The organism is Curtobacterium sp. BNK-1 (assembly GCF_048685235.1).
GTDB classification, from domain to species: domain Bacteria; phylum Pseudomonadota; class Gammaproteobacteria; order Enterobacterales; family Enterobacteriaceae; genus Pantoea; species Pantoea agglomerans.
In genome coordinates this window covers 995,944-1,019,825 of the sequence record NZ_JBLQTJ010000001.1, presented here as the reverse complement: position 1 = coordinate 1,019,825, position 23,882 = coordinate 995,944, and the positions used below count along the sequence as shown (strand labels likewise).

Sequence of the window (23,882 nt, the reverse complement as noted above, 5' to 3'; positions counted from 1 at the left end):
GCAGGCAAGGGGTCCAGGAAATTTTTCCCACTATACCGTCAGGTCACTAAAGGGTCGCCTGATTTTTTATCACAAACCATGAACATGTGCGTGACGATCAATCGCCTGTGCAATGTCGCCCGACGATTTTAACGCACGGATTTCGCTGAATAAGCCATCGGCTTCGCCATAGGCTTTGCGCAGATAACCGAGCCACTGTTTGATACGCGCCACGTGGTAGAGGCCGGTATCGCCCTGCTTTTCCAGGCGGCTGTATTTCTGTAATAACCGCACCACATCAGGCCAGGCCATCGGCGGCTCGTTATATTTCACTACCCGGCTCAGGTTGGGGATGTTCAGTGCGCCACGGCCAATCATCACCGCATCGCAGCCGGTTACCGCCATACAGTGTTGCGCGCTTTGCCAGTCCCAGATTTCGCCATTGGCAATCACCGGAATGCGCAGCCGCTGACGAATATCGCCAATCGCCTGCCAGTTAATCGCCTCTGCACGGTAGCCCTCTTCTTTGGTTCGTCCATGCACCGCCAGCTCGCTGGCACCGGCCTGTTGCACCGCATCGGCAATCTCCAGACTGCGGGCGCTGGAGTCCCAGCCGAGCCGAACTTTTACCGTTACCGGCAAATCTTCAGGCACCGCTTCACGCATCGCTTTCGCGCCGCGATAGATCAGATCGGGATCTTTAAGAAGAGTTGCGCCGCCTCCGCTGCCGTTGACCAGTTTAGAAGGACAACCACAGTTGAGATCCACACCCCATGAGCCCAGTTCCACCGCACGTGCGGCGTTTTCGGCTAACCATTCGGGATGCTGCCCCAGCAGCTGCATACGCACCCGCGTGCCGGAAGGCGTGCGGCTGGCGTTATGCAGTTCGGGGCAGAGACGGTAGAAAGATTTTACCGGCAGCAGTTGATCGACCACGCGCAAAAACTCAGTGATGCAGAGATCGTAGTCGTTTACTTCCGATAACAGCTGGCGCACCAGTGAATCCAGCACGCCCTCCATCGGTGCCAGTAAAACCCTCATACTCAGACGTTTCCGGTACGCTTCGCTGCTGCCGGACGACGCGGACGGGCTGCGGGCCTATCGCCCTGAGGAGCGGCCTGGCTCTGACGACGCGCCTGAGGACGCTTTTCGCCGGATGAAGATGAGCGCGATGCGCCTGCACCCTGTCCGCCCTGGCTGCGACCACGGCCGCCGCCACCGCCACCTGCACCGCCGCGAGACTGCTGCTGACGACCGTTGATGATCGGCTCCGCTTTGATGCTCGGATCGGGTTCATAACCTTCAACGGCCAGACGCGGGATTTCACGCTTCAGCAGACGTTCGATATCACGCAGCAGCTTATGCTCATCGACGCAGACCAGTGACAGTGCGACACCGGTCGCAGCTGCACGGCCAGTACGACCAATACGGTGAACGTAATCTTCGGCGACGTTAGGCAGCTCATAGTTCACGACGTGTGGCAGCTCTTCGATATCCAGGCCACGGGCCGCGATATCGGTGGCAACCAGGACGCGAATTCCGCCTGACTTAAAGTCGGCCAGCGCGCGGGTACGTGCACCCTGGCTCTTGTTGCCGTGGATCGCGGCGGCGGAGATGCCATCTTTGCCCAGCTGCTCGGCAAGGTGGTTCGCGCCGTGTTTGGTACGGGTAAAGACCAGCACCTGCTGCCAGTTGCCTTCGCCAATCAGCTGCGACAACAATTCACGCTTACGCTTCTTATCAACGAAAGCCACCTGCTGCGCGACCTGCTCGGAGGCGGTGTTGCGGCGAGCCACTTCAATCATTTCCGGGTTGGTCAGCAGTTTCTCAGCCAGGCCTTTGATCTCATCAGAGAAGGTGGCAGAGAACAGCAGGTTCTGACGTTTGGCCGGCAGACGTGCCAGTACGCGACGGATGTCGTGGATAAAGCCCATATCCAGCATACGGTCCGCTTCATCCAGCACCAGAATTTCGACCTGTGACAGGTCAACTGCATTCTGTTGTGCCAGATCCAGCAGGCGTCCAGGCGTTGCCACCAGGATATCGACGCCGCCACGCAGTTTTACCATCTGTGGATTGATGCTGACGCCACCAAACACCACCATGGAACGCAGCGAGAGATATTTGCTGTAGTCGCTGACGTTTTCGCCAACCTGCGCTGCGAGTTCACGGGTTGGGGTCAGGATCAGGGCGCGCACCGGGCGACGACCGCGGATGGGCGTGGCAGTGGCAGAGAGTTTTTGTAACATCGGTAAGGTAAAGCCGGCTGTTTTGCCGGTGCCGGTCTGGGCGCTCGCCAGCAGATCGCGGCCTGCCAGCACAACAGGAATCGCCTGGCGCTGGATAGGTGTGGGTTCGCTGTAGCCTTGTTCGGCGACCGCGCGCAAAATATCGGCACTCAGGCCGAGAGAGTCAAAAGACATTAAGTGATTTACTCCGGTCCGCTCTGACCGTGATTCACGGTGTAGTTTTCAGAGGGATAGTGACGCCAGCCAGGGCTGACGCGTGAAAAGGGCGCAAACTACGATGCGTAAGCGGGCGAGTGTAACAGCTTTAAGAGAAGTGTGCGAGATAGCTCACATTTCCTGACACAACTTAACCGCCTGAAAACAGGAAGGCCACCTTCCGGTGGCCTTCAACTTAACTACGTTTGTTTTCGATTCGTCGCGGTGGCTCTTTCACCAGCAGCGAGACCAGCGCCGGACCCAGCAACATCACTACGCCGAGACACGCCAGCAGCAGGTTGTTGTGGTAAATCCGCGACACCAGGAACAGTGTCATCATGGCGGCGCCAAAGTAGTAAGTGGTGGTCGCTTCTTCAAGATAATCGCCGAGAGTACGTAAACGGGCAATGCGCTGTGTCACCAGCATGGCAACAAAAACCAGTGCGTACATCGCCACCAGCGTACTGCAGACATCAACCAGCGCTTTGTGCTTCCAGCCCCAGATCAGTGCAGCGATCACCAGCAGATGCATAGCAATATGCAACAACGTTTGACCCGTGATAATTTGAATACGATTAGACCATTTCATTCAGTTCTCCTGGCAGACCCAACAGGTCGCCCAAGTGCTACCGGCACAAGCCGGAAACGATTTCCTCAATGTAAAACAATTTTCGGATAACGCCCTAATTTTCGCCCTCTTTCACCACCCATTTGTGACAAAGACTACACTTTGATTCTATTGATGATGAAAAGGAGTGCGTCGCGAGTATGCCACAAAACAAGCAAGGATTTTCAATAAAAGTCCTGACGATCAATACACATAAGGGTTTCGCCCCTTTCAATCGCCGCTTCATCCTGCCCGAATTACGCGACGCCGTTCGCGCAACGGAGGCGGATGTGGTCTTTCTGCAGGAGGTGATGGGCACGCATGCCATCCACTCCCTTAACCATGAGGAGTGGCCCGACTCTCCTCATTATGAGTTTCTGGCCGACACCATATGGAACGATTTCGCCTATGGGCGTAATGCGGTCTATCCGGAGGGGCATCACGGCAATGCGGTGCTGTCTCGCTTCCCGATCGCCGACTATGAGAACCGGGATATCTCGGTGGCGGGCAGTGAAAACCGCGGCATGCTGCACTGCCAGATCGCCCTGCCCGAGCCGCATGGCACGCTGCATGTCATCTGCGTTCATCTGGGTCTGAAAGTGGCCCATCGTCACGCGCAGATGAAGAAAATATGTGAAATGGTTAACTCACTGCCGCCCGACGCGCCGGTGGTGGTGGCGGGCGATTTCAACGACTGGCAGCGACGCGCTAACTCCATTCTGAAACATGGCGCAGGCCTGAAAGAGGTATTCAGCATGAAAACCGGACGCCCGGCGCGCACCTTCCCGGCGCGCTTCCCGATCCTGCGGCTTGACCGCATCTATGTCCGCAACGCCACCGTCAGTCATCCGTGGGCGCTGCCGCGTAAGCCCTGGTCCCATCTTTCCGACCATGCGCCGCTGGCGGTGGAGATTCACCTATGAATTTTAGCTGGCAGGAAGGCAACCGGCTGCTGTTGCTGGAAAATGGCGAAGCGTTTTTCCCGCGGGTCTTTGGCGCGATCCAGCGGGCGGAACGTACGGTATTAATCGAAACCTTTATTCTGTTTGAGGATGACGTGGGCAACGCCCTGCACCGCGAACTGCTGGCGGCAGCCCAGCGCGGCGTGCGGGTCGAAGTGATGGTCGATGGTTATGGCTCTGCCGAACTCTCCGACAAATTTGTTAACAGCCTGACCAGCGCTGGCGTGCGTTTCATCTATTACGATCCGCGTCCGCTGGTGATGGGGATGCGCACCAACGTTTTCCGCCGCCTGCACCGCAAAACCGTGGTGGTGGATGACGTGGTAGCCTTTGTAGGCGGCATTAACTTCTCGGCCGAGCACAACACCGATTATGGCCCGGAAGCGAAACAGGATTATGCGGTACAGGTCAAAGGCCCGGTGGTGGGTGACATCGCCCGCTATCTGCAACAGGCGATTGGCAGCGAACAGAATACCCGCCGCTGGTGGGGATCGCGCTCTCATCGTCCGGCGGTCAACGCCACGCCCGGCGATGCTCAGGTGCTCTATGTTTATCGCGATAACGACGAGCATCGCGATGACATCGAAGTCCACTACCTGGAGATGCTGCGCGAGGCGAAGCGGGATGTGATTATCGCCAATGCCTACTTCTTCCCCGGCTACCGGCTGCTGCGTGAGATGCGCAATGCCGCGCAGCGTGGCGTCCGGGTACGACTGATTGTGCAGGGCGAACCGGATATGCCGATTGTGAAAGTGGGCGCGGAGCTGCTCTACAACTATCTGGTCGATGGCGGCGTTGAAGTCTACGAATATATCCGTCGCCCGCTGCACGGCAAGATCGCGGTAAAAGACGACTACTGGGCCACCGTCGGCTCCAGCAATCTCGATCCGCTCAGCCTGTCACTTAACCTTGAAGCCAATCTGATCATCCACGACAGGCCGTTTAACCAGACGCTGCGCGATAACCTGGAAGCGCTGCTGGCCAACGATTGCCAGCGCGTGCAGGAAGATCGCTTACCGCCGCGCAACTGGTGGCAACTGAGTAAAAGCGTGGTGGTATTCCACTTCCTGCGCCATTTCCCGGCCATCGCTGGCTGGCTGCCGGCGCATACGCCGCTGCTGGCCCAGGTGGGTGAGCCGGTACAGCCTGAAATGGAGACGCAGGATCGCGTTGAAACTGATAACCCGGGAGCAAAATCCTGATGGCAAAAAAACATCCACGCTGGCAACTGGCGAAAAAAATCCTCACCGTGCTCTTTTTCATCGCGGTGGTGGTTCTGCTGGTGGTCTATGCCCGCAAAGTGAACTGGGAAGATGTTTATGACGTCATCGTTAACTATAACCGCTTTGTGGTACTGACCGCCGCCGGACTGGTGGTGCTGAGTTACCTGGTGTATGGCTGCTATGACCTGATTGGACGCGCCTACTGCGGCCATAAGCTGGCGAAGCGGCAGGTGATGCTGGTGTCGTTTATCTGTTACGCCTTCAATCTGACGCTGAGTACCTGGGTGGGTGGCGTCGCGATGCGCTACCGGCTCTATTCACGGTTAGGGCTGGATAGCGGCACCATTACCCGCATCTTCTCTCTGAGCATCGCCACTAACTGGCTGGGCTATATCCTGCTGGCGGGCGTGGTATTCAGTGCGGGCATGGTCTCGATCCCCAGCGGCTGGTTTATTGGTGAAACCACCCTGCGGCTGATTGGTGGCGCTCTGCTGGTGCTGGTGGCGGCCTACCTCTGGGCCTGTGCCTTCTCAAAGCAGCGTCGCTGGACGGTAAAAGGCCAGACGCTGCAGCTGCCCTCGCTGCGCATGGCGCTGCTGCAGTTTGCGGTTTCCTGTGCCAACTGGATGGTGATGGGGGCGATTATCTGGCTGCTGCTGGGACGAGACGTCGGTTATCCGATGGTGCTGGGCGTGCTGCTGATCAGCAGTATTGCCGGTGTAATTATTCATATTCCGGCGGGCATTGGCGTACTGGAAGCGGTCTTCCTGGCGCTGCTTAGCGGTCAGCACGTCTCGCATGGCACTATCATTGCGGCGCTGCTGGCTTATCGCGTGCTCTACTTTATCCTGCCGCTGCTGTTAGCGCTGGTGCTCTATCTGGGGCTGGAGAGTCGGGCGAAGCATCTGCGTCAGAAGAACGAGCAGAAGTTGCAGAAGTCGTAATAAAAAAGGGGAGGCGCAGACAGTGCACCTCCCCCGCTACTCCCTCAGGCTTAACGGCGGTTGCCGAAAATCCGCAGCAGCATCAGGAACAGGTTGATAAAGTCGAGATACAGCGTCAGTGCGCCCATAATCGAGTAGCGACGCAGGTTTTCCGTATCGCGGGCATCGATCTGCTCACCGATATTTTTCAGCTTCTGCGTGTCATAGGCCGTTAACCCCACAAACACCACCACCCCGATGTAGGTAATCGCCCACATCAGCGCCGGGCTTTTCAGCCAGAAGTTCACCAGCGACGCCAGCACGATGCCAATCAGCGCCATAAACAGCAGGCTGCCAAAACGGCTGAGATCGCGTTTGGTGGTATAGCCGTAGAAGCTCATCGCGCCAAACATCCCCGCCGTGATAAAGAAGGTGCTGGCGATCGAGGAGTTAGTGTAAACCAGGAAGATACTCGCCATGGTCAGGCCGGTCAGCGCCGAGTAGAGCATAAACAGCCCGGTTGCCACGGCCCCGCTCAGGCGATGCACCATGCCTGACAGGAAGAAGACCAGCCCCAGCTGCACGATAATCAGTCCGAAGAAGGTGATGCGGTTAGCAAACACCAGCTCCATGATCGCTGGCGTGCGCGCAGCGTACCAGGAGACAAACGCCGTCAGTAACAGACCGCAGGTCATCCAGCCATAGACCTGCGCCATATAGGCTTGTAAACCGCGAGATGCGGATTGAACGATGGAATCATTTCGTGGATATCGGTCCATGATGCACCTCTTGTTAAACGGATTAGGACCGGCCCCACACAGGGAACCGGATGAATAACCTGGTCTGGCAGGCATACGTTGTTTCTGTTTCAGCCCGTTGGGCCAGCGACAGCGCGACACAACCGCCACGGGCTCATACGGCCTTATGAGGATGCGCACAGTTCAGGGCCAGAATAACAATAAAAGTCGCCCGGAACTGGCTCTAAGTGTGGCACAGCTCAGCTCAACTGCGCCACAACATGCCGCTTAACGTCGCGACAGGCACTGCTGATAACGGCTGTCGACACGCTGCGCAAACCACGCCGTGGTGAGATTACGGGTAATTTTCGGGCTTTCCAGCTTGATGCCCGGCAGCATTTCACGCGGTAACTTTCTGCCCGCCATTTTATCCGCCAGGGTAAAGACCTGTTTCCAGAGTTCGCTGTCGCTGAACGACGCTTTCTCCCCTTTCTCCAGATCGCGGCGGATGTCGCTGTTGCTCATATCGATCTGCTTCGACAGCGTGCGCACCGCCAGTTCGGTGCCGCCCGCCGCATCTGATCCATAAAGAATCAGATCGCCATCCAGCGCCAGCTTCATGCCGGTGGCGCGCGACACCGCCGCCTGGAAGGCCGCATTGCGGCTGGCATACCAGCCCGCATTGTAGTCGGCAAAGCGGTAGAGCGGCTGGCTGTAGTCAGCCGGATAGCCGAGCAGGTGCATCGTCCCGAAGTAGATCCCGCCGTGGCGGGTAAAGACTTCACGCCGGATGGTGCCATCAATCGGCCACGGGTAGCCTTTGGCATGCGCTTCGGCAAACGCAATGCTGACCTGCATCGGCCCGCCGGTGTGGATTGGATTGAGATTACCAAACAGCGTCTGGCCCATCGGCACCATATCGATCAGGTCATCGAAAATAGCGCTCAGCTCTTTCTCACTGCGCACTTTGTCCAGCCGGGCGGCGTAGCTTTCACCGGTAGGCGATTTGATCTGCAGCGCGGTACGCACCAGGAATGCCGGGACGTGCACCTGCGCCGCACGGCGGTTGATCTCGCCCCAGGCGATTTTTGGCAGACCCGGCACGGCGGCCTCGGCGCTGAAGTTGCTCTCCTGATCCGCCACGGCGATCACCGCGCAGAGGTTACTGGCGCTGGGATCGATCTGCTGAGTGCGGAAGGTGGTGTAGATATCGTCGCTCCACGCCGCTTTATTGCTGACGTGCGAGGGCAACAGCCGCTGGATCTGCGCTTTGACATCTTCAGGCTGCCGCATCGGCGCCTCAGGGGTTTTCTTGCTGCTACAACCTGCCAGCACCAGTGCGGCGACCAGTGTCAGACGTTGCAGAATCGGGGTGGATGACATGCCTGTCCTCAGAATGAACCAAAGCTCTACTCTACCATTGCCAGAGTTTCACAGGCAGGCGAGAACTGAACTAAGGTTATCTTTTTTACCGTTAAAGGAACTTACGATGTTTAAACTCTGGCCTGTTGCGGCATTCAGCCTGTTATTAACCGGCTGCGGCGCCAATAATACGCCTGCCCAGGTAAAATCACCGGGCGCACCCACCTCCTCCTCGCTTAAGGTGCTGGAGACCGGCGCCAGCGTGATGCAGTCACGTCCGCCCATCGACGCCATCAACACCTATCTTGACGGATTCCATTTTTATAACGGCGATAAGAACGGTCAGATGGAGGCGCACCACTATGTCACCGTGCTGAACGACGATGTGATGCAGGCGGTGATTTACGACGGCAACACGCGCGATGCACGGCTGATGGGCGTGGAGTACATTATCAGCGAACGGTTGTTTAACACCCTGCCGCCCGAAGAGAAGAAGCTCTGGCACAGCCATCAGTATGAGGTGAAATCGGGCACGCTGATTGCACCAGGCTTACCGGAAGCCGCCGACCACGCCCTGATGAAGCGCATTGTGAACACCTACGGGAAAACCTGGCACACCTGGCATACCGATCGCGACAAAACGCTGCCGATCGGCATTCCGGCGCTGATGATGGGCTTTACGGAGGATGGTCAGATGGACTCGCGACTGCTGGCGGACCGCGATCGTCGTTTTGACGTCGACAGCAAAAAGATCCGCGCCCAGCGTGCGGATATCGTGGCGCATCCTGCCGCAGCAGGTGCCAATGCCTGGCAACAGGGCCAGGTCGTTCAGCTGAAGCGCACCGCCGGCGGCGGCGAACACAGCCACGGTCAGACCGGTTTTGGTCCGGCTGAGCAGCTAAAGCAGCCTTAATCCCGCCCTAAGCGTCGTGATGTCCGGGGATGCGGGCAGCGGCGTGTCTGCGGTTAACGGCTCAGCGGGCGCAGACACTTCTGCCCGCTAAGCCGTTAACGCAGCTTAGTCCCAGCGCTGAGCCGCCTGGTGGTCGCTGTCGCGGGCATCCACCCAGCGATCGCCCTTCTCTGTCGCTTCTCGCTTCCAGAACGGCGCGCGGGTTTTCAGGTAATCCATGATGAACTCTGCAGCGGAAAAGGCGCTGCCACGATGGGCGCTGGTCACGCCCACCAGCACGATTTCATCGCCGGGAAACAGTTCGCCCACGCGATGGATCACCGTGACGCGCTGCAGCGGCCAGCGTTCGCGCGCCGCATCAACAATCTCCTGTAGCGCTTTTTCGGTCATGCCGGGATAGTGCTCCAGCGTCAGTGCCGCGACGTCGTTGCCCAGATTGTGGTTACGGACTTTGCCGGTAAAGGTCACTACCGCACCATCTTCATCACAGGCCGCCAGCCAGCGATACGCTTCCGCCATATCAAAGGGCGCGGGACCGACGCGAATCTGCGTTTCCATCTTAGCCTCCGGTCACGGGCGGGAAAAAGGCCACTTCATCACCGGCGTGCAGCGGATGACTCATCGGCACCAGCGTCTGATTCACCGCCGCCAGCAGCTTGCCCGACTCGAGCGCCAGCGCCCAGCGGTCATCGCGATCTGCCAGCGCACTGCGCAGCGCGGCCACATCCGGATAATCAGCACCGACCTCAAGCGATGAGGTGCCGATCAGCTCACGGACCTGGGCGAAAAACAGCACCTTAATCATGCGCGACCGCCTGGAAATCGCCGCTTTTGCCACCGCTCTTGCTGATTAACCGCAGCTGATCGATAACGATATCTTTCTGCACCGCTTTGCACATGTCGTAGATGGTGAGCGCGGCAACCGACGCGGCCGTCAGCGCTTCCATCTCCACGCCGGTTTTGCCGGTCAGGCGACAGAGCGTGGTGATGCGGACCCGGCTGTGGTCCGGTTCCGCCTCCAGGTTCACTTCCACTTTGCTCAGCATCAGCGGATGACAGAGCGGAATCAGTTCCCAGGTGCGTTTCGCCGCCTGAATACCGGCGATGCGCGCGGTGGCAAAGACATCCCCTTTGTGGTGGCTGCCTTCGATAATCATCTGCAGCGTTTCCGGCTGCATCAGCACCAGCACTTCTGCCCGCGCTTCGCGCACGGTTTCCGCCTTGGCGGAGACATCCACCATGTGCGCTTCGCCCGCGGCGTTAATGTGTGTGAGTTGAGACATACTTACCGTTTCTTGAGGTGTGAGACAAAATTACAGGGCGCGGTTCGCGCATCAAGCTGGTCAGCGATAATGCGTTCCCAGGCGGTGCGGCAGGCGCTGGTGGAACCCGGCACGGCCAGGATCAGCGTCTGATTAGCCAGACCGGCAATCGCGCGCGACTGCAATGTCGAACCGCCAATCTCTTCATAGGAGATCATCCGGAACAGTTCGCCAAATCCATCAATCTCGCGGTCGAACAGCGGCAGCAGCGCTTCCGGCGTGCTGTTTTTCAGGTTAAAGCCGGTTCCGCCATTAATAATCACGACCTGAACATCTTCACTGGCGATCCAGCGCGACACGGTGGCGCGAATACGATAGAGATTATCCGGCACGATGGCGTGATCGACCACCTCATGCCCCGCTTCGACTGCGGCTTCGCGCAGATAGTCGCCGGAGGTATCGTCACTGGCATCGCGACGATCTGACACTGTCATCACCGCAATCTGCACTGCCTGAAATTCGCTGGCTGGTTTACCCATACTGCCTCCTGAAATTAGCCGCCAATGTAAGAGAGATTCTGTGTGATGCCGGTGTTGCCCTGATGCAGAAAGTGCGTCTGCTTTTTCTGCCCCAGGCTGCTGGCGATGCGCGCCTGCAGTTCGGCCTGCTGGTCGTCTGACGCCAGCAGATCGCGCAGCGGCACACCGCCGTCACCAAACAGGCATAGATGCAGATTACCGTGCGCCGAAACGCGCAGACGGTTGCAGCTGGCACAGAAATCTTTGGCATAAGGCATGATCAGACCAATCTCGCCGACATAATCGGGATGGTAAAAGACCTGCGCCGGGCCGTCGCTGCGTCCGCTCTCCCGACGCTGCCAGCCCTGGGCGATCAGCTGATCGCGGATGACCATGCCGGAAACGTGCTGATCGCGAAACAGCGTGCCGCCGTCGCCGGTCTCCATCAGCTCGATAAAGCGCAGCTGAATCGGACGGGTGCGGATCCAGTCGAGGAACGTGGCCAGATTACGGCTGTTGAGATCGCGCATCAGCACGCTGTTGACTTTGACCTGGCGAAAACCGGCGTCGAGGGCAGCATCAATACCACTCATTACCTGATGGAATTTATCCTGGCCGGTAATGGCGTGAAACTGACGGGCATCCAGGCTGTCGACGCTGACGTTGAGTGCGGTTAACCCCGCGTCACGCCACTGTTTCACGTCACGCGCCAGCCGGTAGCCATTGGTGGTTACCGCGATCTGGCGAATGGAGGCGTTTTCGCGCACCGCCGCAATGATGTCGGTGAAATCACGGCGCAGCGACGGCTCACCGCCGGTCAGCCGCACTTTTTCCGTTCCGGCAGCGGCAAAGGCCCGCGTGACGCGGCGGATTTCATCCAGCGAGAGAAAGCTTTTGTTACGAATTCCCTGCGGTTTGTAGCCGTCAGGAAGACAGTAGGTACAGCGGAAATTACAGACATCCGTGACCGACAGGCGCAGGTAATAGAACTTACGCGCGTATGCATCAGTAAATTGTGACACCAGAACACCTTTCCAGATTGGGAGATGCAGTCATTTCTTCCTGCACCCTGGCAGCTCGATGGCTACGGCCTGAACCCCCTATCCGCAGACGTAGGCATTCAGGCTTGAGTGTACGCTGACCCGTTGATCAGCGCGGTAAGCATGATGGTAGCGTGATTTTCGTCACTCTTCCATTTACTGTTTTCGCTATATATTCTTATACATATCGAATTTTCACCGCATTTTCGCGACAGGATACGTTAAAATGCGATCCAGATTTTGACGTAAGTCATCCGCGCGGGCTTAGCGATTAGAGCCTCGCCACGCGAACGGATATTAAGGAGAAGTATGAATCGCACACTGGCCGATCTTGATCGCGTTGTGGCACTGGGAGGCGGACACGGTTTAGGCCGCGTCATGTCTGCCCTTTCCCCGCTGGGCTCGCGTCTCACCGGCATCGTCACCACCACCGACAACGGCGGATCGACCGGCCGTATTCGTCGCTCAGAAGGCGGCATCGCCTGGGGCGATATGCGTAACTGCCTTAACCAGCTGATTGCAGAACCCAGCGTCGCCTCGGCGATGTTTGAGTACCGTTTTGCCGGTAACGGCGAACTGGCCGGACATAACCTGGGTAATCTGATGCTGCGGGCGCTGGATCATCTCAGCGTTCGTCCGCTGGAAGCGATCAACATCATCCGTAACCTGCTTAAGGTCGACGCCTTTTTAATCCCGATGTCAGAGCAGCCGGTGGATCTGGTGGCGATGGATGTTGAAGGCAACATGGTTTATGGCGAAACCGCAATTGACGAGATGAAGCAGCCGCCGCAGGAGCTGATGCTGCATCCCAACGTCCAGCCAACGCGGGAAGCGCTGCAGGCGATTGGTGAAGCGGATCTGATCCTGATTGGACCCGGCAGCTTTTACACCAGCCTGATGCCGATTCTGCTGATGGAAGAGATGGCGCAGGCCTTGCGTCGCACGCCTGCCACTATGGTGTTTATCGGCAATCTGGGCCGCGAGCTGAGTCCTGCCGCCGCCAGTCTCTCAGTGGCTGACAAGCTGCAGATGATGGAGCGTTATATCGGCAAGCGGGTGATTGATGCGCTGGTCGTCAGCCCGGCAGTGGACACCCGTGGCATTGAAAACCGGCTGATTGTCCGTGAACCGCTGGAGGCCGCCGATATCCAATATCGTCACGACCGCCAGCTGTTACGGGTGGCGCTGGAACACGCCATTCAGGGCTTTAACGGCGCTACGAGGCCGCAATAAACAGCGTTCGCAGTTCATGCAGCTGATCGCGTACGTTGGCCGCCTGTTCGAACTCCAGGTTCTGAGCATGCTGCTGCATCTGCCCTTCCAGTTCGTGGATCTTCTTCTGAAGAGCCTGCGGCGTTAACAGCTGGAAATCGGCCAGCGCCTGGGCTTCGCCAGGACGGGCGGGTTTCGCTTTGCCGCGGGTTTTCACCACATTTTTGCCCAGTTCCAGAATATCGGTGATCTTCTTATTCAGGCCCTGCGGCACGATGCCATTCTCTTCGTTGTGCAGCTGCTGTTTCTCACGGCGGCGCTCGGTCTCTTCAATGGCGCGCGCCATCGACGGCGTGATTTTATCGCCATAGAGAATCGCCTTACCGTTGATGTTACGCGCCGCACGGCCAATGGTCTGAATCAGCGAGCGTTCGGAGCGCAGGAAGCCCTCTTTATCCGCATCGAGAATCGCCACCAGCGACACTTCCGGCATATCCAGCCCCTCACGCAGTAAGTTAATGCCCACCAGCACATCAAACTCGCCCAGACGTAAGTCGCGGATAATCTCCATACGCTCTACCGTGTCGATATCGGAGTGCAGATAACGCACCTTCTCACCATGCTCAGACAGATATTCGGTGAGGTCTTCCGCCATGCGTTTGGTCAGCACCGTCACCAGTACACGTTCGTTGATCGCCACGCGCTGACGGATTTCTGACAGCAGATCGTCGACCTGGGTACCGACCGGACGCACTTCGATGATCGGATCCAGCAGACCGGTAGGACGCACCACCTGATCGATCACTTCGTCGCCCGACTTTTCCAGCTCATATTTGCCCGGCGTCGCCGAAACATAGATGGTCTGCGGGGCCAGTGCCTCAAACTCTTCAAACTTCATCGGACGGTTATCCAGCGCCGACGGCAGGCGGAAGCCATACTCCACCAGCGTCTCTTTACGCGCCCGGTCGCCTTTGTACATGCCGCCAATCTGCGGAATGGTCACGTGCGACTCATCCACCACCAGCAGGCCATCGGCGGGCAGATAGTCAAACAGCGTCGGCGGCGCTTCGCCCGGTCCGCGTGCGGAGAGGTAGCGTGAGTAGTTCTCGATGCCGGAGCAGTAGCCCAGCTCGCTCATCATCTCCAGGTCAAACTGGGTACGCTGGGTAATGCGCTGCTCTTCCAGCAGCTTATTGTTCTCCAGCAGCACCCGGCGGCGGTCCGCCAGCTCAACTTTGATATCTTCCATCGCCTGCAGAATACGCTCACGCGGCGTCACGTAGTGCGTCTTGGGGTAGATGGTAAAGCGCGGCACGACCGAATCGATCTGGCCGGTCAGCGGGTCAAACAGCGACAGACGCTCAACCTCTTCGTCAAACAGCTCGACGCGCAGCGCAATATCGTCCGACTCCGCCGGGAAGATATCGATCACTTCGCCGCGCACCCGGAAGGTGCCGCGCTGGAACGCCTGGTCGTTGCGGGTGTACTGCAGCTCTGACAGACGGCGCAGAATACTGCGCTGATCGATAATCATGCCGCGGGTCAGGTGCAGCATCATTTTCAGATAGAGATCGGGATCGCCAAGACCGTAGATAGCCGAAACCGATGCCACCACAATGACATCGCGCCGTTCCAGCAGCGCCTTGGTGGCCGACAAACGCATCTGTTCGATATGTTCGTTCACCGACGCATCCTTTTCGATAAAGGTGTCGGAGCTCGGCACATAGGCTTCAGGCTGGTAGTAGTCGTAGTAAGAGACGAAAAACTCGACGGCGTTATCCGGGAAAAACTCTTTCATCTCGCCATAGAGCTGGGCGGCCAGCGTCTTGTTGGGTGCCAGCACCATGGTCGGACGGTTGAGGTCGGCAATCACGTTGGCGACGGTAAACGTTTTACCGGAGCCGGTTACGCCTAATAAGGTCTGATGGGCCAGTCCATCCTCCAGCCCCTCTTCCAGGCGACGTATCGCCTCAGGCTGGTCGCCCGAAGGTTTAAAGGCGGAGTTCAATTTAAAGGCTTTGCTCATGAATGCAGTTCCTGCTGGAGAAGTCGGCGGGCAGGCACTTATTTTACTCTGCTATGGTGATTTTGCCAGAAAATAATACTGGATATAAAAACAGTGTTGGTGCAATGTTAACGCCAGCAGGATGGCACCTGATGTCCCTGCAGGCTGGCAGCGTTATCGCTCAGCTTGTTGCGCAATGTTATCCCCAGGAAGGGATCTGATTTAACATTTGTCAATAGAGTGTCACAAAATTACAGTACGGTTACCTGACAGATAATTCTCAGGCTTGTTTTTTGATAAGCAACTGATTTTACTGACATAAGGCTATGAGGCCAGATTCTCGTCATTATGTTACCAGGCCGCGTATTTCCTCGCTTCCAACTGGTTTTCATTACCTAATGCACAAGGTTATCCACAGGAATGGTGGATAAGTGATGGCAGCCCCGACGCCATCTGCTGTGTATAATTTTTCCCTGCCTTCTCACTACCGTGAAAATAATTTTTTTTGCGTTAAATTTCGCGTCGCCTGCTGACGGATTATTCTGCAATTTTAATCTGTCACCGGGTGTCGTACGCAAATTTGCACGCCTCATACTAAGATTCTTAATCGGACTTCCTGCCACGTTACAGTACGTCTGCACCAGAAACAGCGCTCCAGGGCACTGCAAAAGTGCAGGTGCGTGGTCACCGTGGGTGAATTGATAAGTTTTTCTCACCTTTCATCCCTGACACGCGGCGCTGCAGCAGGAAACAGGGCCGTTTTTAGATCTGGCCTGGGAATTGCAGGAGTTCAGTGGCGTCACCGCGCGAAACGCGCACTGTGCTGCAATGGCGAGGCTGCCGTTGCTGATGACTTGTTTGCCAGACGACAGAGCGCGGAAGCAATCAGGCTAACGATCGGGAAGGAGAGTGTCAGATGCTGAGTTTACGTTCGGTAAATCAATTTTACGGTCAAAACCATATTCTGTGGGATGTGGACCTGGATCTGTCGCCTGGCACCTGCACCGGCATTCTGGGCCGTCCTGGCATGGGTAAAACCACGCTGGTGAACTGCATCATGGGCAGATTGCCGATTAACAGCGGCTCTATCTCCTGGAAAGAGGATGGCTCGCCGCCGGAAGATCTGCTGCTGCAACCGGCTGAACAGCGGGCGCAGATGGGGATTGGCTATGTGCCGCAGGGCCGCCATATTTTTACCCAGATGAGCGTGGAAGATAATCTGCTGATTGCCCTGCTGGCGGGTGCCAGCCAGCGCGACCGCCATCGCGCCATTCCCGAAATGGTATTCGACCTCTTCCCGGCGCTCTACTCACTGCGCCAGCAGCGCAGCGGCGATCTGCCGATCGATCAGCAGCAACAGCTGGCCCTGGCGCGCGCGCTGGTGCTGCAGCCCAAACTGCTGATTCTGGATGAGCCGACCGACGGGATGTCGCCGTGGCTGGAAGAGGAGATGGGCAATCTGATTCGTCGGCTTAACCTCGACTACGGGCTGACCATCCTGCTGCTGGAGCAGCGCCTGTCGCTGATCCGTCGCGTGGCGGACTATTTCCTGCTGCTGCACCGCGGCCGCAATGTGGCGCAGGGCAGCATGGAACAGCTTGATGACCACACCGTCGATAAATGGCTGACGGTGGCCTGACATTCAGCGCCTGCCCCACCGGGCGTAAGTGTTGCAGGCAGGCTGAAGACGGAGCGCGCGGAACCACCGGAGCGTGTACACAGCACGCAAGGATGGAGAGCACTGCCCGGATTCAGCATGACAAATAAAATAGCCAGGCCAGGCGGTTACTCCGGCAACGTCAGGTAGTGACCACAGGACGCCTGCTGCGCCGCATCGGTGAGAAACGGGATGGTGCCCAGACAGGGCGCAGGCAGTCGATTTTTCAGGCTGGTGAGATACTCCTGATAGCGTTTACCCGGGGGTTCGACGGTGTTGGCGATCCAGCCCACCAGCGGCAGGCCGCTTGCCCGCACCGCGTCAGCGGTGAGCATGGCGTGGTTGATGCAGCCGAGCTTAATCCCTACCACCAGAATCACGGGCAGCTTTTCGCTGACCACCCAGTCCGCATAGGTGTGCGTCTCCGACAACGGGGTATACCAGCCGCCCGCGCCCTCTACCAGAATCCAGTCTGCCAGCGGTTGCAGCGCCGCCAGACCCGCCGACAGCGCCAGATGGGTGATCGGCCTGCCCTCTTCGGCGCTGACGATGTGCGGCGATGTCGGCTCAAGAAACGCCAGCGGATTGACCTGCTGATAGCTTAACGGCACGCTGCTGTAACGCTGCAGCGCCAGCGCATCGCTGTTACGGATGCCCTCTGGCGTCATCTCACAGCCTGAGGCAACCGGCTTATAGCCCGCACAGCGATAGCCCGCTGCGGCGGCCGCCTGCAGCAGCCCGCCGCTGGCCACGGTTTTACCGACCTCGGTGTCGGTGCCAGTGATAAACAGGCGTTTCATGATGCACTTACTCCATAGATTAAATGGTAACTCAGGCGATAGCCGTGCCGATCGCGCGGCCAGTGCGCCTCTAACTGGTTGAGCCGTTGTCGGGTTAATACCTGCCCGTCACGCCCCTGATGCAGATGAGTCGCGCCAATCCCCTTCAGGGAGCGCATGGCGCTGAGCGCATCGGGAAAATGCAGGGTCACTACTTCTGAGGTACAGCGCAGCTGCTCTGCGTGGCAGGCCGCCGCAATCTGTGGCTCGCTGAGAAAGCGATTAGCGTGAGGCAGCGCATCCAGATGGGACCAGGCTTCATGAACCTCCTGCAGCGAACCGTCGCCCAGAGTGGAAAACAGCAGCGTGCCATCGGGCCGCAGCACCCGCCGGAACTGGCTCAGCGCGCCGGGCAGATCCTCGCTCCACTGCACCGCCAGGTTGCTCCACACCAGATCAATCGTGTTATCCGCCAGCGGCAGCGCGTCGATATCACCGGCCAGATAGTGCTGCGCCGCGTCATTGTCCCGCGCCTGTTGCAGCATCTGCGGAGAGAGATCCAGAGCCGTTACCTGTTTGCCACGTTCGCGCCACAGCCTGCTGTACCAGCCGGTGCCACAACCGGCATCCAGCAGTTGCAGACCACTCTGTGCGGGCGCCAGTGCCAGCAGGGCATCGCCGCTGAGGCGTTGCAGCGCCGCATGGGCATCGTAATGGCTGGCCGCCCGGCCAAAGGCGCGTGCCACCGCCTGCTTGTCAACCCGCAGCGTCATGCAGCGCCTCCAGTAACCGGTCAATATCCTCGGGGCGATGAGCCGCGGTCAGGGTGATGCGCAGCCGGGCCGTCCCCGGCGGCACGGTCGGTGGCCGGATCGCGCTGACCCAGCAGCCCGCCTCAGCCAGCCGCTGGGAGAGCGCCATCGCATCACCATTTTCGCCCACCAGCAGCGGCTGAATCGCGCTGCCGGAGTCCATCAGTTGCCACGGCAGCGAGGCCGCACCGCGCCGGAAATGGCCAATGTTCTGCTGCAGTTGCTGCCGCAGGGCATCGCCCTGCTGAACTTCACGCAGCGCCGCCTGCAGCGCGCTCGCCTGCGCCGCGGGCATCGCGGTGGAGTAGATCAGATGTCGGCTGAACTGCAGGAAATAGTCGGCGGTGGCTGCGTCGCACAGCAGCGCGGCACCGCTGACGCCAAAGGCTTTGCCAAAGGTGACCACCAGCAGTTCCGGTTTAACGTCCTGCTGCCAGCAGCTGCCGCGCCCCTGCTCACCCACCACGCCGATGCCGTGCGCATCATCCACCAGCAGCCAGCCCTCTGCCTGGCGCGTCTGTTGCGCCAGGGCGGCCAGCGGCGCACTGTCGCCATCCATGCTGAAAATACCTTCCGTCACCACCAGCGTTTCGCCCTCACAGGGAGAGGCGAGCCGGGCTGCCAGGCTCTCCGGCGCGTTGTGATGGAAACGTCGTAGCTGTGCCGGACTATGGCTGGCGGCATCGAGCAGCGAGGCGTGGCTGAGTTTATCGGCCAGGATGCGATCGTTTTTCTCGCCCAGCAGATGAATGACCGCCTGATTGGCCGCAAAGCCAGAGATAAACAGCAGCGCACGGTCGTAGCCGAGCCAGTCGGCCAGCTGCGCCTCAAGATCGGCGTGCTGACGGTGATAACCGGTGACATGCCCCGAGGCACCGGCACCTGCGCCCGCCTGCGCCGCGCCCTGTTGCCAGCCCGCAATCACCGCCGGATGCTGGGTTAAGCCGAGATAATCATTGCTGGAAAAGTGGAGATAGCTGCGGCCGCCGCTGTGCAGCGTGCGGGTCGATTGCTGATCGATCACCCGTCGCTGCCGCCAGCCATCGGCCGCCCGGCGCTGCGTCAGCGCCTGACGGATACGTTGCTGCCAGCCCATTACAGCGCCGCGTTGTAGAACTGTTCAGTGTCGGCATGGAATAGCTGCTCGCTGAGTTGCTGCTCCTGCTGCTGATCGCCGTGCTGAGTGTGAGTATGCTCCGGGTTAAGACCCAGTTTGCGGAACAGCACGCGGTCTTTGTCCTCTTCCGGATTCGGCGTGGTCAGCAGTTTGCAGCCGTAGAAAATCGAGTTCGCCCCGGCCATAAAGCACATCGCCTGGGTCTGCTCGCTCATCTGCTCACGGCCCGCTGAGAGGCGCACATGCGAGGTCGGCATCATGATGCGCGCCACCGCGATGGTGCGGATAAAATCGAACGGTTCCACATCATCGTTATCTGCCAGCGGCGTGCCTTTGACCTTCACCAGCATATTGATCGGTACACTCTCCGGCGGCGTTGGCAGGTTGGCTAACTGCACCAGCAGACCGGCGCGGTCGTTAACGGTTTCGCCCAGGCCGACAATGCCACCCGAACAGACCTTAATGCCGGCGTCGCGCACTTTGCCCAGCGTATCCAGACGTTCCTGATAGCTGCGGGTGGTGATGATGGAGCCGTAGAATTCCGGTGAGGTGTCGAGGTTATGGTTGTAGAAATCGAGACCCGCGCCCGCCAGTCGCTGCGCCTGGTGCTCGCTGAGCGTGCCCAGCGTCATGCAGGTTTCCATTCCCATCGCCTTCACGCCTTCCACCATCTTCTCCAGATAGGGCATATCGCGCTCGTGCGGATTTTTCCACGCGGCACCCATGCAGAAGCGGGTTGAACCGGCGGCTTTGGCCTGACGCGCTGAGGTCAGCACCTCTTCCACTTCCATCAGCCGCTCCGACTCCAGGCCGGTCTTGTAGCGCGCACTCTGCGGGCAGTATTTACAATCTTCCGGACAGGCGCCGGTTTTGATCGACAGCAGGGTACTGACCTGCACCTGGCGCGGATCGAAGTGCTGCCGATGTACCTGCTGCGCGTTAAACATCAGTTCAAGAAAAGGTTGATCAAACAGCGCTTGCGCCTGTGCAATTGTCCAGCGTTGAGCCATTACTTACTCCAAAAAGGGTGTCATCCCGACGAAAAGCAGGGTTATACTTGTAAACTATATTTTTTTATTTTGGTTTACAACTCCGATGACTATCCCCGTTTTCTCCTCAGACGATGCCCGCTTTGACCGCCAGCATATCTGGCATCCCTACACCTCGATGCAGGATCCGCTGCCCTGCTACCCGGTGGTCGCCGCACAGGGTTTTCAGCTGCAACTGGCCGATGGCCGTGAGCTGGTGGATGGGATGTCCTCGTGGTGGGCGGCGATCCACGGTTACAACCATCCGCGCCTGAACCGGGCACTCACAGAGCAGGTCACCCAGATGTCGCACGTGATGTTTGGCGGCATTACCCATCCGGCGGCGGTGGCGCTCTGCCGTCAGCTGGTGGCGATGACACCTGAGGCGCTGGAGTGCGTCTTCCTGGCCGATTCAGGCTCGGTGGCGGTGGAAGTGTCGATGAAGATGGCGCTGCAGTACTGGCTGGGGCGTGGCGAGACGCGTCAACAGTTCCTGACGCTGAAACGCGGCTATCACGGCGATACCTTTGCAGCGATGTCGGTGTGCGATCCCGAGAACTCGATGCACAGCCTGTGGCGCGGCTATCTGCCCGAGCATCACTTTGCGGCGGCCCCGGCCTGCGGCTTTGATGATGAATGGCACCAGCCTGATTTCGATGATTTCGCCAGGCTGATAGAACAGCATCACCGGCAACTGGCAGCCGTCATTCTGGAGCCGATTGTGCAGGGTGCGGGCGGCATGCGTTTCTACCATCCGCGCTATCTGCAGCAGGTACGGGAAGCCTGTGATCGCTATGGCGTGCTATTGATTGCAGATGAGATCGCCACCGGGTTTGGCCGTACCGGCAAACTCTTCGCCTGCGAGCATGCGGGCATTACCCCGGATATTCTCTGCGTCGGCAAAGCGCTGACCGGTGGCATGATGACGCTGGCGGCGACCCTGACCAGCCGCGAGGTCGCGGACACCATCAGCCGCAGCGCGGCGGGCTGCTTTATGCATGGCCCGACCTTTATGGGCAATCCGCTGGCCTGCGCGGTCGCGGCGGAGAGCCTGACCATGCTGGCGGAAGGTCACTGGCAGCGCCAGGTGGCGGCGATCGAACAGCAGTTACGGGCTGAGCTGCTGCCGCTGCGCAGTTCACCGCAGGTGGCCGATGTGCGCGTGCTGGGCGCGATTGGCGTAGTGGAAACCCATAAGGCGGTTAATATGGCGGCGCTGCAGCAGTTCTTTGTTGAACAGGGCGTCTGGATCCGGCCTTTTGGCCGGCTGATCTACCTGATGCCACCCTACATCATCACGCCGCAGGCGCTGAGCAGGCTGGTGCAGGCGATTGGCGGCGCACTGGAGCATTCTCAATATTTTGCCGCCTGAAGCGGGCTGACCGCTGGCACTGACGGCACTTTTGGTTATGATGACAGGCTATTCATCGACAATTAAGGAGATGTGATGCGCGTTTTTAGTCAGGATTTTAATGACGGCGAGAAGATGCCTGAAAAGCATGTTTTCAACGGCATGGGTTATCAGGGCGAGAATATCTCTCCCCACCTTGCCTGGGAAGCGGCGCCGGAAGGCACCAAAAGTTTTGTGGTGACCTGCTACGATCCTGATGCCCCGACCGGTTCCGGCTGGTGGCACTGGGTGGTGGCGAATATTCCGGCCAGCACGACGTCACTGCCGCAGGGTGCCGGTTCCGGCAAAGCGTCACTGCCAGCAGGCGCAATCCAGACCCGTACCGATTTCGGTCAGGCGGGTTACGGTGGCGCGGCGCCGCCACAGGGCGAAACCCATCGCTACATTTTCACCGTACATGCGCTGGATGTGGAGACAATTGAAGTAGATGAAGGCGCCAGTGGCGCAATGGTCGGCTTTAATGTGCATTTCCACGCACTGGCGAGCGCCTCGCTGACCGTGAATTATCAGTAATTCAGCACGCCAGACTACTGGCAAACCCAAGGCTGGGTGACCTGGCAGCAACGTATTAGCTCAAAACGCAGGGAACGGCGTCAGAAGAGGAAAGCGTCCCACGCCCAGGGACAAAAACGCCGGGAGCGTTTTTGAACAACGCAAAGCGTTGGCCCGGCTACGGGCGCACCTCAGGGATGAGGTGCGTAATCGCGGGGGCAGAGCGTGCCATGGATGGCGGTTTTTGCGTCTTTTCGATCTGACGCAGTTCCCTGTGTCTGCTCGATCTCACAGCTGGGCTGTGGCAGACTTCGTCAACTATCTCATACCTCTCCCTGACAGGAGAGGCGTTTTTCGTAGCGGGTTACGCCTGTAACTGATGAATCACAACCCACATCGGGCCCTGCCCCACCGCATAACGTCCCAGCGGCTTTAGCAGCCCTTTCGGTTCGGTAATCGCATAAACTTCGATGTGATGAGATTTCTGTCCCGCCGCCACCAGATAGCGTCCGCTGTGATCGATATTAAATCCGCGCGGCTGCGTTTCCGTCGGCTGGAACCCTTCCAGGGTCAGCTCATCGCCCAGGTCGCTGACGCTGAAGACTGCCAGCGTGCTGCTGGTGCGATCGCAGGCATAGAGGAAACGGCCATCCGGCGTCAGATGAATATCGGCTGCCCAGCGCGTACCGCTGAAGTCAGGCGGCATCATATCCAGCGTCTGAACGCTTTCTGCTTCGCCTTCGCCCGTATTTAATGCCCACACCTCAACCGTGCTGTCGAGCTCGTTCACGCAGTAAGCGTACTGGCCGCCCGGATGGAACTGCATATGACGCGGGCCAGCGCCTTCTACCGTCGTGACCTGCGTCTGTTTACGCGGCGTCAGATGACCATCTTCGCCCAGCGTAAACAAACAGATACGGTCCTGCTTCAGAGCCGGCACGTAGAGCGTCTTGTTGTCATTATCGATGTTGGCCGAGTGACAACCATCCAGTCCGCTGATCACCTGCAGCGGGGCCTGCGGAATGCCGTCATCGCCAATCGGGCTGACGCTGACGCTGGCATCATTGTAGGAGCCGCAGAACAGGAACCTGCCCTGGCGATCGGTGGAAATGTGAGTCGGACTGCCGGGCAACGGCGCCTGACCCGCTTCGGTCAGCGTGCCATCGGCGGCAATGCGAAACGCCAGCACGCGGAAATTGGGACGCACACCGACATAGAGAAAATCGCGGTTCGGACTCACCACCATCGGCTGAACCTGGCCGGCGACATCGGTCACCTGAAGCAACGTCAGCCCGCCCTCATCATTCATCTGCCAGACGTGGATCTGCTGGCTCTCGGGACTGGCGGTGTAGACAACTTGTTTCATGCATTCTCCTTTTTTGCTGCCTGATCATGATCT

At 58.7% G+C, this 23,882-nt stretch carries 24 protein-coding genes and 1 riboswitch; of the genes, 8 read left to right on the top strand and 16 right to left on the bottom strand.

The genetic code is table 11. The features are described 5' to 3' along the window. Positions 1-69: 69 nt before the first annotated feature. The 3 genes from dusC to ACMGGP_RS04900 all read right to left on the bottom strand — a co-directional run bounded on the left by dusC (position 70) and on the right by ACMGGP_RS04900 (position 3,012). Positions 70-1,020, bottom strand: a complete 951-nt coding sequence (gene dusC / locus ACMGGP_RS04910; protein WP_010260276.1) for a tRNA dihydrouridine(16) synthase DusC — start codon at positions 1,018-1,020, stop codon at positions 70-72. A gap of 2 nt (positions 1,021-1,022) precedes the next feature. Further along, positions 1,023-2,402, bottom strand: a complete 1,380-nt coding sequence (gene rhlE, locus ACMGGP_RS04905; RefSeq protein WP_022626008.1) for an ATP-dependent RNA helicase RhlE — start codon at positions 2,400-2,402, stop codon at positions 1,023-1,025. 217 nt (positions 2,403-2,619) lie between these two features. Beyond that, on the bottom strand, positions 2,620-3,012 hold the full coding sequence (locus ACMGGP_RS04900; RefSeq protein ID WP_010669681.1) for a YbhQ family protein: 393 nt from the start codon (positions 3,010-3,012) through the stop codon (positions 2,620-2,622). Positions 3,013-3,191: 179 nt separating this feature from the next. Between ACMGGP_RS04900 and ACMGGP_RS04895 the strand changes: the two genes are divergently transcribed. The 3 genes from ACMGGP_RS04895 to ACMGGP_RS04885 are packed head-to-tail and all read left to right on the top strand — an operon-like array spanning position 3,192 to position 6,159. Continuing rightward, the gene (locus ACMGGP_RS04895) at positions 3,192-3,953 is read left to right on the top strand and encodes an endonuclease/exonuclease/phosphatase family protein (protein ID WP_022626009.1); all 762 of its coding nucleotides are present in this window, start codon (positions 3,192-3,194) and stop codon (positions 3,951-3,953) included. Further along, positions 3,950-5,194 (top strand): cardiolipin synthase ClsB, encoded by a 1,245-nt coding sequence (gene clsB / locus ACMGGP_RS04890; RefSeq protein WP_010260263.1) that lies wholly within the window; start codon positions 3,950-3,952, stop codon positions 5,192-5,194. Before ACMGGP_RS04895 ends, clsB begins: the two co-directional genes overlap by 4 nt. Next, complete coding sequence (locus tag ACMGGP_RS04885) at positions 5,194-6,159, top strand: lysylphosphatidylglycerol synthase domain-containing protein (protein WP_498798223.1); 966 nt, start codon at positions 5,194-5,196, stop codon at positions 6,157-6,159. The genes clsB and ACMGGP_RS04885 overlap by 1 nt, the downstream gene beginning before the upstream one ends. A gap of 50 nt (positions 6,160-6,209) precedes the next feature. Here ACMGGP_RS04885 and ACMGGP_RS04880 read toward each other — a convergent pair whose 3' ends face one another. Both ACMGGP_RS04880 and ACMGGP_RS04875 read right to left on the bottom strand, forming a co-directional pair. After that, positions 6,210-6,917, bottom strand: coding sequence for a Bax inhibitor-1/YccA family protein (locus ACMGGP_RS04880; RefSeq protein WP_010260256.1), 708 nt, complete (start codon positions 6,915-6,917; stop codon positions 6,210-6,212). A 246-nt stretch (positions 6,918-7,163) separates the two neighbouring features. Further along, entirely contained in the window at positions 7,164-8,258 is a 1,095-nt protein-coding gene (locus ACMGGP_RS04875; RefSeq protein ID WP_089414453.1) for a DUF1615 domain-containing protein, read from the bottom strand. 106 nt (positions 8,259-8,364) lie between these two features. Between ACMGGP_RS04875 and ACMGGP_RS04870 the strand changes: the two genes are divergently transcribed. Further along, positions 8,365-9,150 carry an OBAP family protein gene (locus tag ACMGGP_RS04870; protein WP_425033815.1) on the top strand — a complete coding sequence of 262 codons (786 nt, stop codon included), beginning with the start codon at positions 8,365-8,367 and terminating at the stop codon, positions 9,148-9,150. A 105-nt stretch (positions 9,151-9,255) separates the two neighbouring features. Here ACMGGP_RS04870 and moaE read toward each other — a convergent pair whose 3' ends face one another. From moaE to moaA, 5 genes are all read right to left on the bottom strand, one after another. After that, complete coding sequence (moaE, locus tag ACMGGP_RS04865) at positions 9,256-9,708, bottom strand: molybdopterin synthase catalytic subunit MoaE (protein ID WP_010669678.1); 453 nt, start codon at positions 9,706-9,708, stop codon at positions 9,256-9,258. Between the two features lies 1 nt (position 9,709). Then, the gene (gene moaD, locus ACMGGP_RS04860; protein WP_010260243.1) at positions 9,710-9,955 is read right to left on the bottom strand and encodes a molybdopterin synthase sulfur carrier subunit; all 246 of its coding nucleotides are present in this window, start codon (positions 9,953-9,955) and stop codon (positions 9,710-9,712) included. Further along, entirely contained in the window at positions 9,948-10,433 is a 486-nt protein-coding gene (moaC, locus tag ACMGGP_RS04855; RefSeq protein WP_010260240.1) for a cyclic pyranopterin monophosphate synthase MoaC, read from the bottom strand. Before moaC ends, moaD begins: the two co-directional genes overlap by 8 nt. Positions 10,434-10,435: 2 nt before the next feature. Further along, positions 10,436-10,951 (bottom strand): molybdenum cofactor biosynthesis protein B, encoded by a 516-nt coding sequence (gene moaB / locus ACMGGP_RS04850; RefSeq protein ID WP_010669676.1) that lies wholly within the window; start codon positions 10,949-10,951, stop codon positions 10,436-10,438. A gap of 14 nt (positions 10,952-10,965) precedes the next feature. Then, positions 10,966-11,952 carry a GTP 3',8-cyclase MoaA gene (moaA, locus tag ACMGGP_RS04845; RefSeq protein ID WP_022626014.1) on the bottom strand — a complete coding sequence of 329 codons (987 nt, stop codon included), beginning with the start codon at positions 11,950-11,952 and terminating at the stop codon, positions 10,966-10,968. Beyond that, a riboswitch (molybdenum cofactor riboswitch) is annotated at positions 11,942-12,075 on the bottom strand. It overlaps the preceding gene by 11 nt. A 204-nt stretch (positions 12,076-12,279) precedes the next feature. Here moaA and ACMGGP_RS04840 point away from each other — a divergent pair. Continuing rightward, the gene (locus tag ACMGGP_RS04840; protein WP_010669674.1) at positions 12,280-13,203 is read left to right on the top strand and encodes a gluconeogenesis factor YvcK family protein; all 924 of its coding nucleotides are present in this window, start codon (positions 12,280-12,282) and stop codon (positions 13,201-13,203) included. Here ACMGGP_RS04840 and uvrB read toward each other — a convergent pair. Next, the gene (uvrB, locus tag ACMGGP_RS04835; protein WP_010260230.1) at positions 13,187-15,208 is read right to left on the bottom strand and encodes an excinuclease ABC subunit UvrB; all 2,022 of its coding nucleotides are present in this window, start codon (positions 15,206-15,208) and stop codon (positions 13,187-13,189) included. The two genes, ACMGGP_RS04840 and uvrB, sit on opposite strands and share 17 nt — an antisense overlap. Positions 15,209-16,103: 895 nt before the next feature. On the opposite strand from uvrB, the gene ACMGGP_RS04830 reads away from it, so the two are divergent. Then, positions 16,104-16,826, top strand: coding sequence for an ABC transporter ATP-binding protein (locus ACMGGP_RS04830; protein WP_010260222.1), 723 nt, complete (start codon positions 16,104-16,106; stop codon positions 16,824-16,826). 146 nt (positions 16,827-16,972) lie between these two features. Here the strand turns inward: ACMGGP_RS04830 and bioD are convergent, their stop codons facing one another. The 4 genes from bioD to bioB are packed head-to-tail and all read right to left on the bottom strand — an operon-like array spanning position 16,973 to position 20,562. Then, entirely contained in the window at positions 16,973-17,644 is a 672-nt protein-coding gene (gene bioD, locus ACMGGP_RS04825; protein WP_062758126.1) for a dethiobiotin synthase, read from the bottom strand. Next, entirely contained in the window at positions 17,641-18,396 is a 756-nt protein-coding gene (bioC, locus tag ACMGGP_RS04820; RefSeq protein WP_022626017.1) for a malonyl-ACP O-methyltransferase BioC, read from the bottom strand. The genes bioD and bioC overlap by 4 nt, the downstream gene beginning before the upstream one ends. Further along, positions 18,380-19,531: an 8-amino-7-oxononanoate synthase gene (gene bioF / locus ACMGGP_RS04815; protein ID WP_033766721.1), complete on the bottom strand. Its 1,152-nt coding sequence runs from the start codon at positions 19,529-19,531 to the stop codon at positions 18,380-18,382. Before bioF ends, bioC begins: the two co-directional genes overlap by 17 nt. After that, complete coding sequence (bioB, locus tag ACMGGP_RS04810) at positions 19,531-20,562, bottom strand: biotin synthase BioB (protein WP_122459028.1); 1,032 nt, start codon at positions 20,560-20,562, stop codon at positions 19,531-19,533. The genes bioF and bioB overlap by 1 nt, the downstream gene beginning before the upstream one ends. An 85-nt stretch (positions 20,563-20,647) precedes the next feature. Here bioB and bioA point away from each other — a divergent pair, with 85 nt between their 5' ends. Both bioA and ACMGGP_RS04800 read left to right on the top strand, forming a co-directional pair. Continuing rightward, positions 20,648-21,952, top strand: coding sequence for an adenosylmethionine--8-amino-7-oxononanoate transaminase (gene bioA, locus ACMGGP_RS04805; protein WP_498798222.1), 1,305 nt, complete (start codon positions 20,648-20,650; stop codon positions 21,950-21,952). A gap of 75 nt (positions 21,953-22,027) precedes the next feature. Then, complete coding sequence (locus tag ACMGGP_RS04800) at positions 22,028-22,504, top strand: kinase inhibitor (RefSeq protein WP_013357177.1); 477 nt, start codon at positions 22,028-22,030, stop codon at positions 22,502-22,504. Positions 22,505-22,847: 343 nt separating this feature from the next. Here the strand turns inward: ACMGGP_RS04800 and pgl are convergent, their stop codons facing one another. Then, positions 22,848-23,849, bottom strand: coding sequence for a 6-phosphogluconolactonase (gene pgl, locus ACMGGP_RS04795; RefSeq protein ID WP_498798221.1), 1,002 nt, complete (start codon positions 23,847-23,849; stop codon positions 22,848-22,850). Positions 23,850-23,882: the final 33 nt, after the last annotated feature.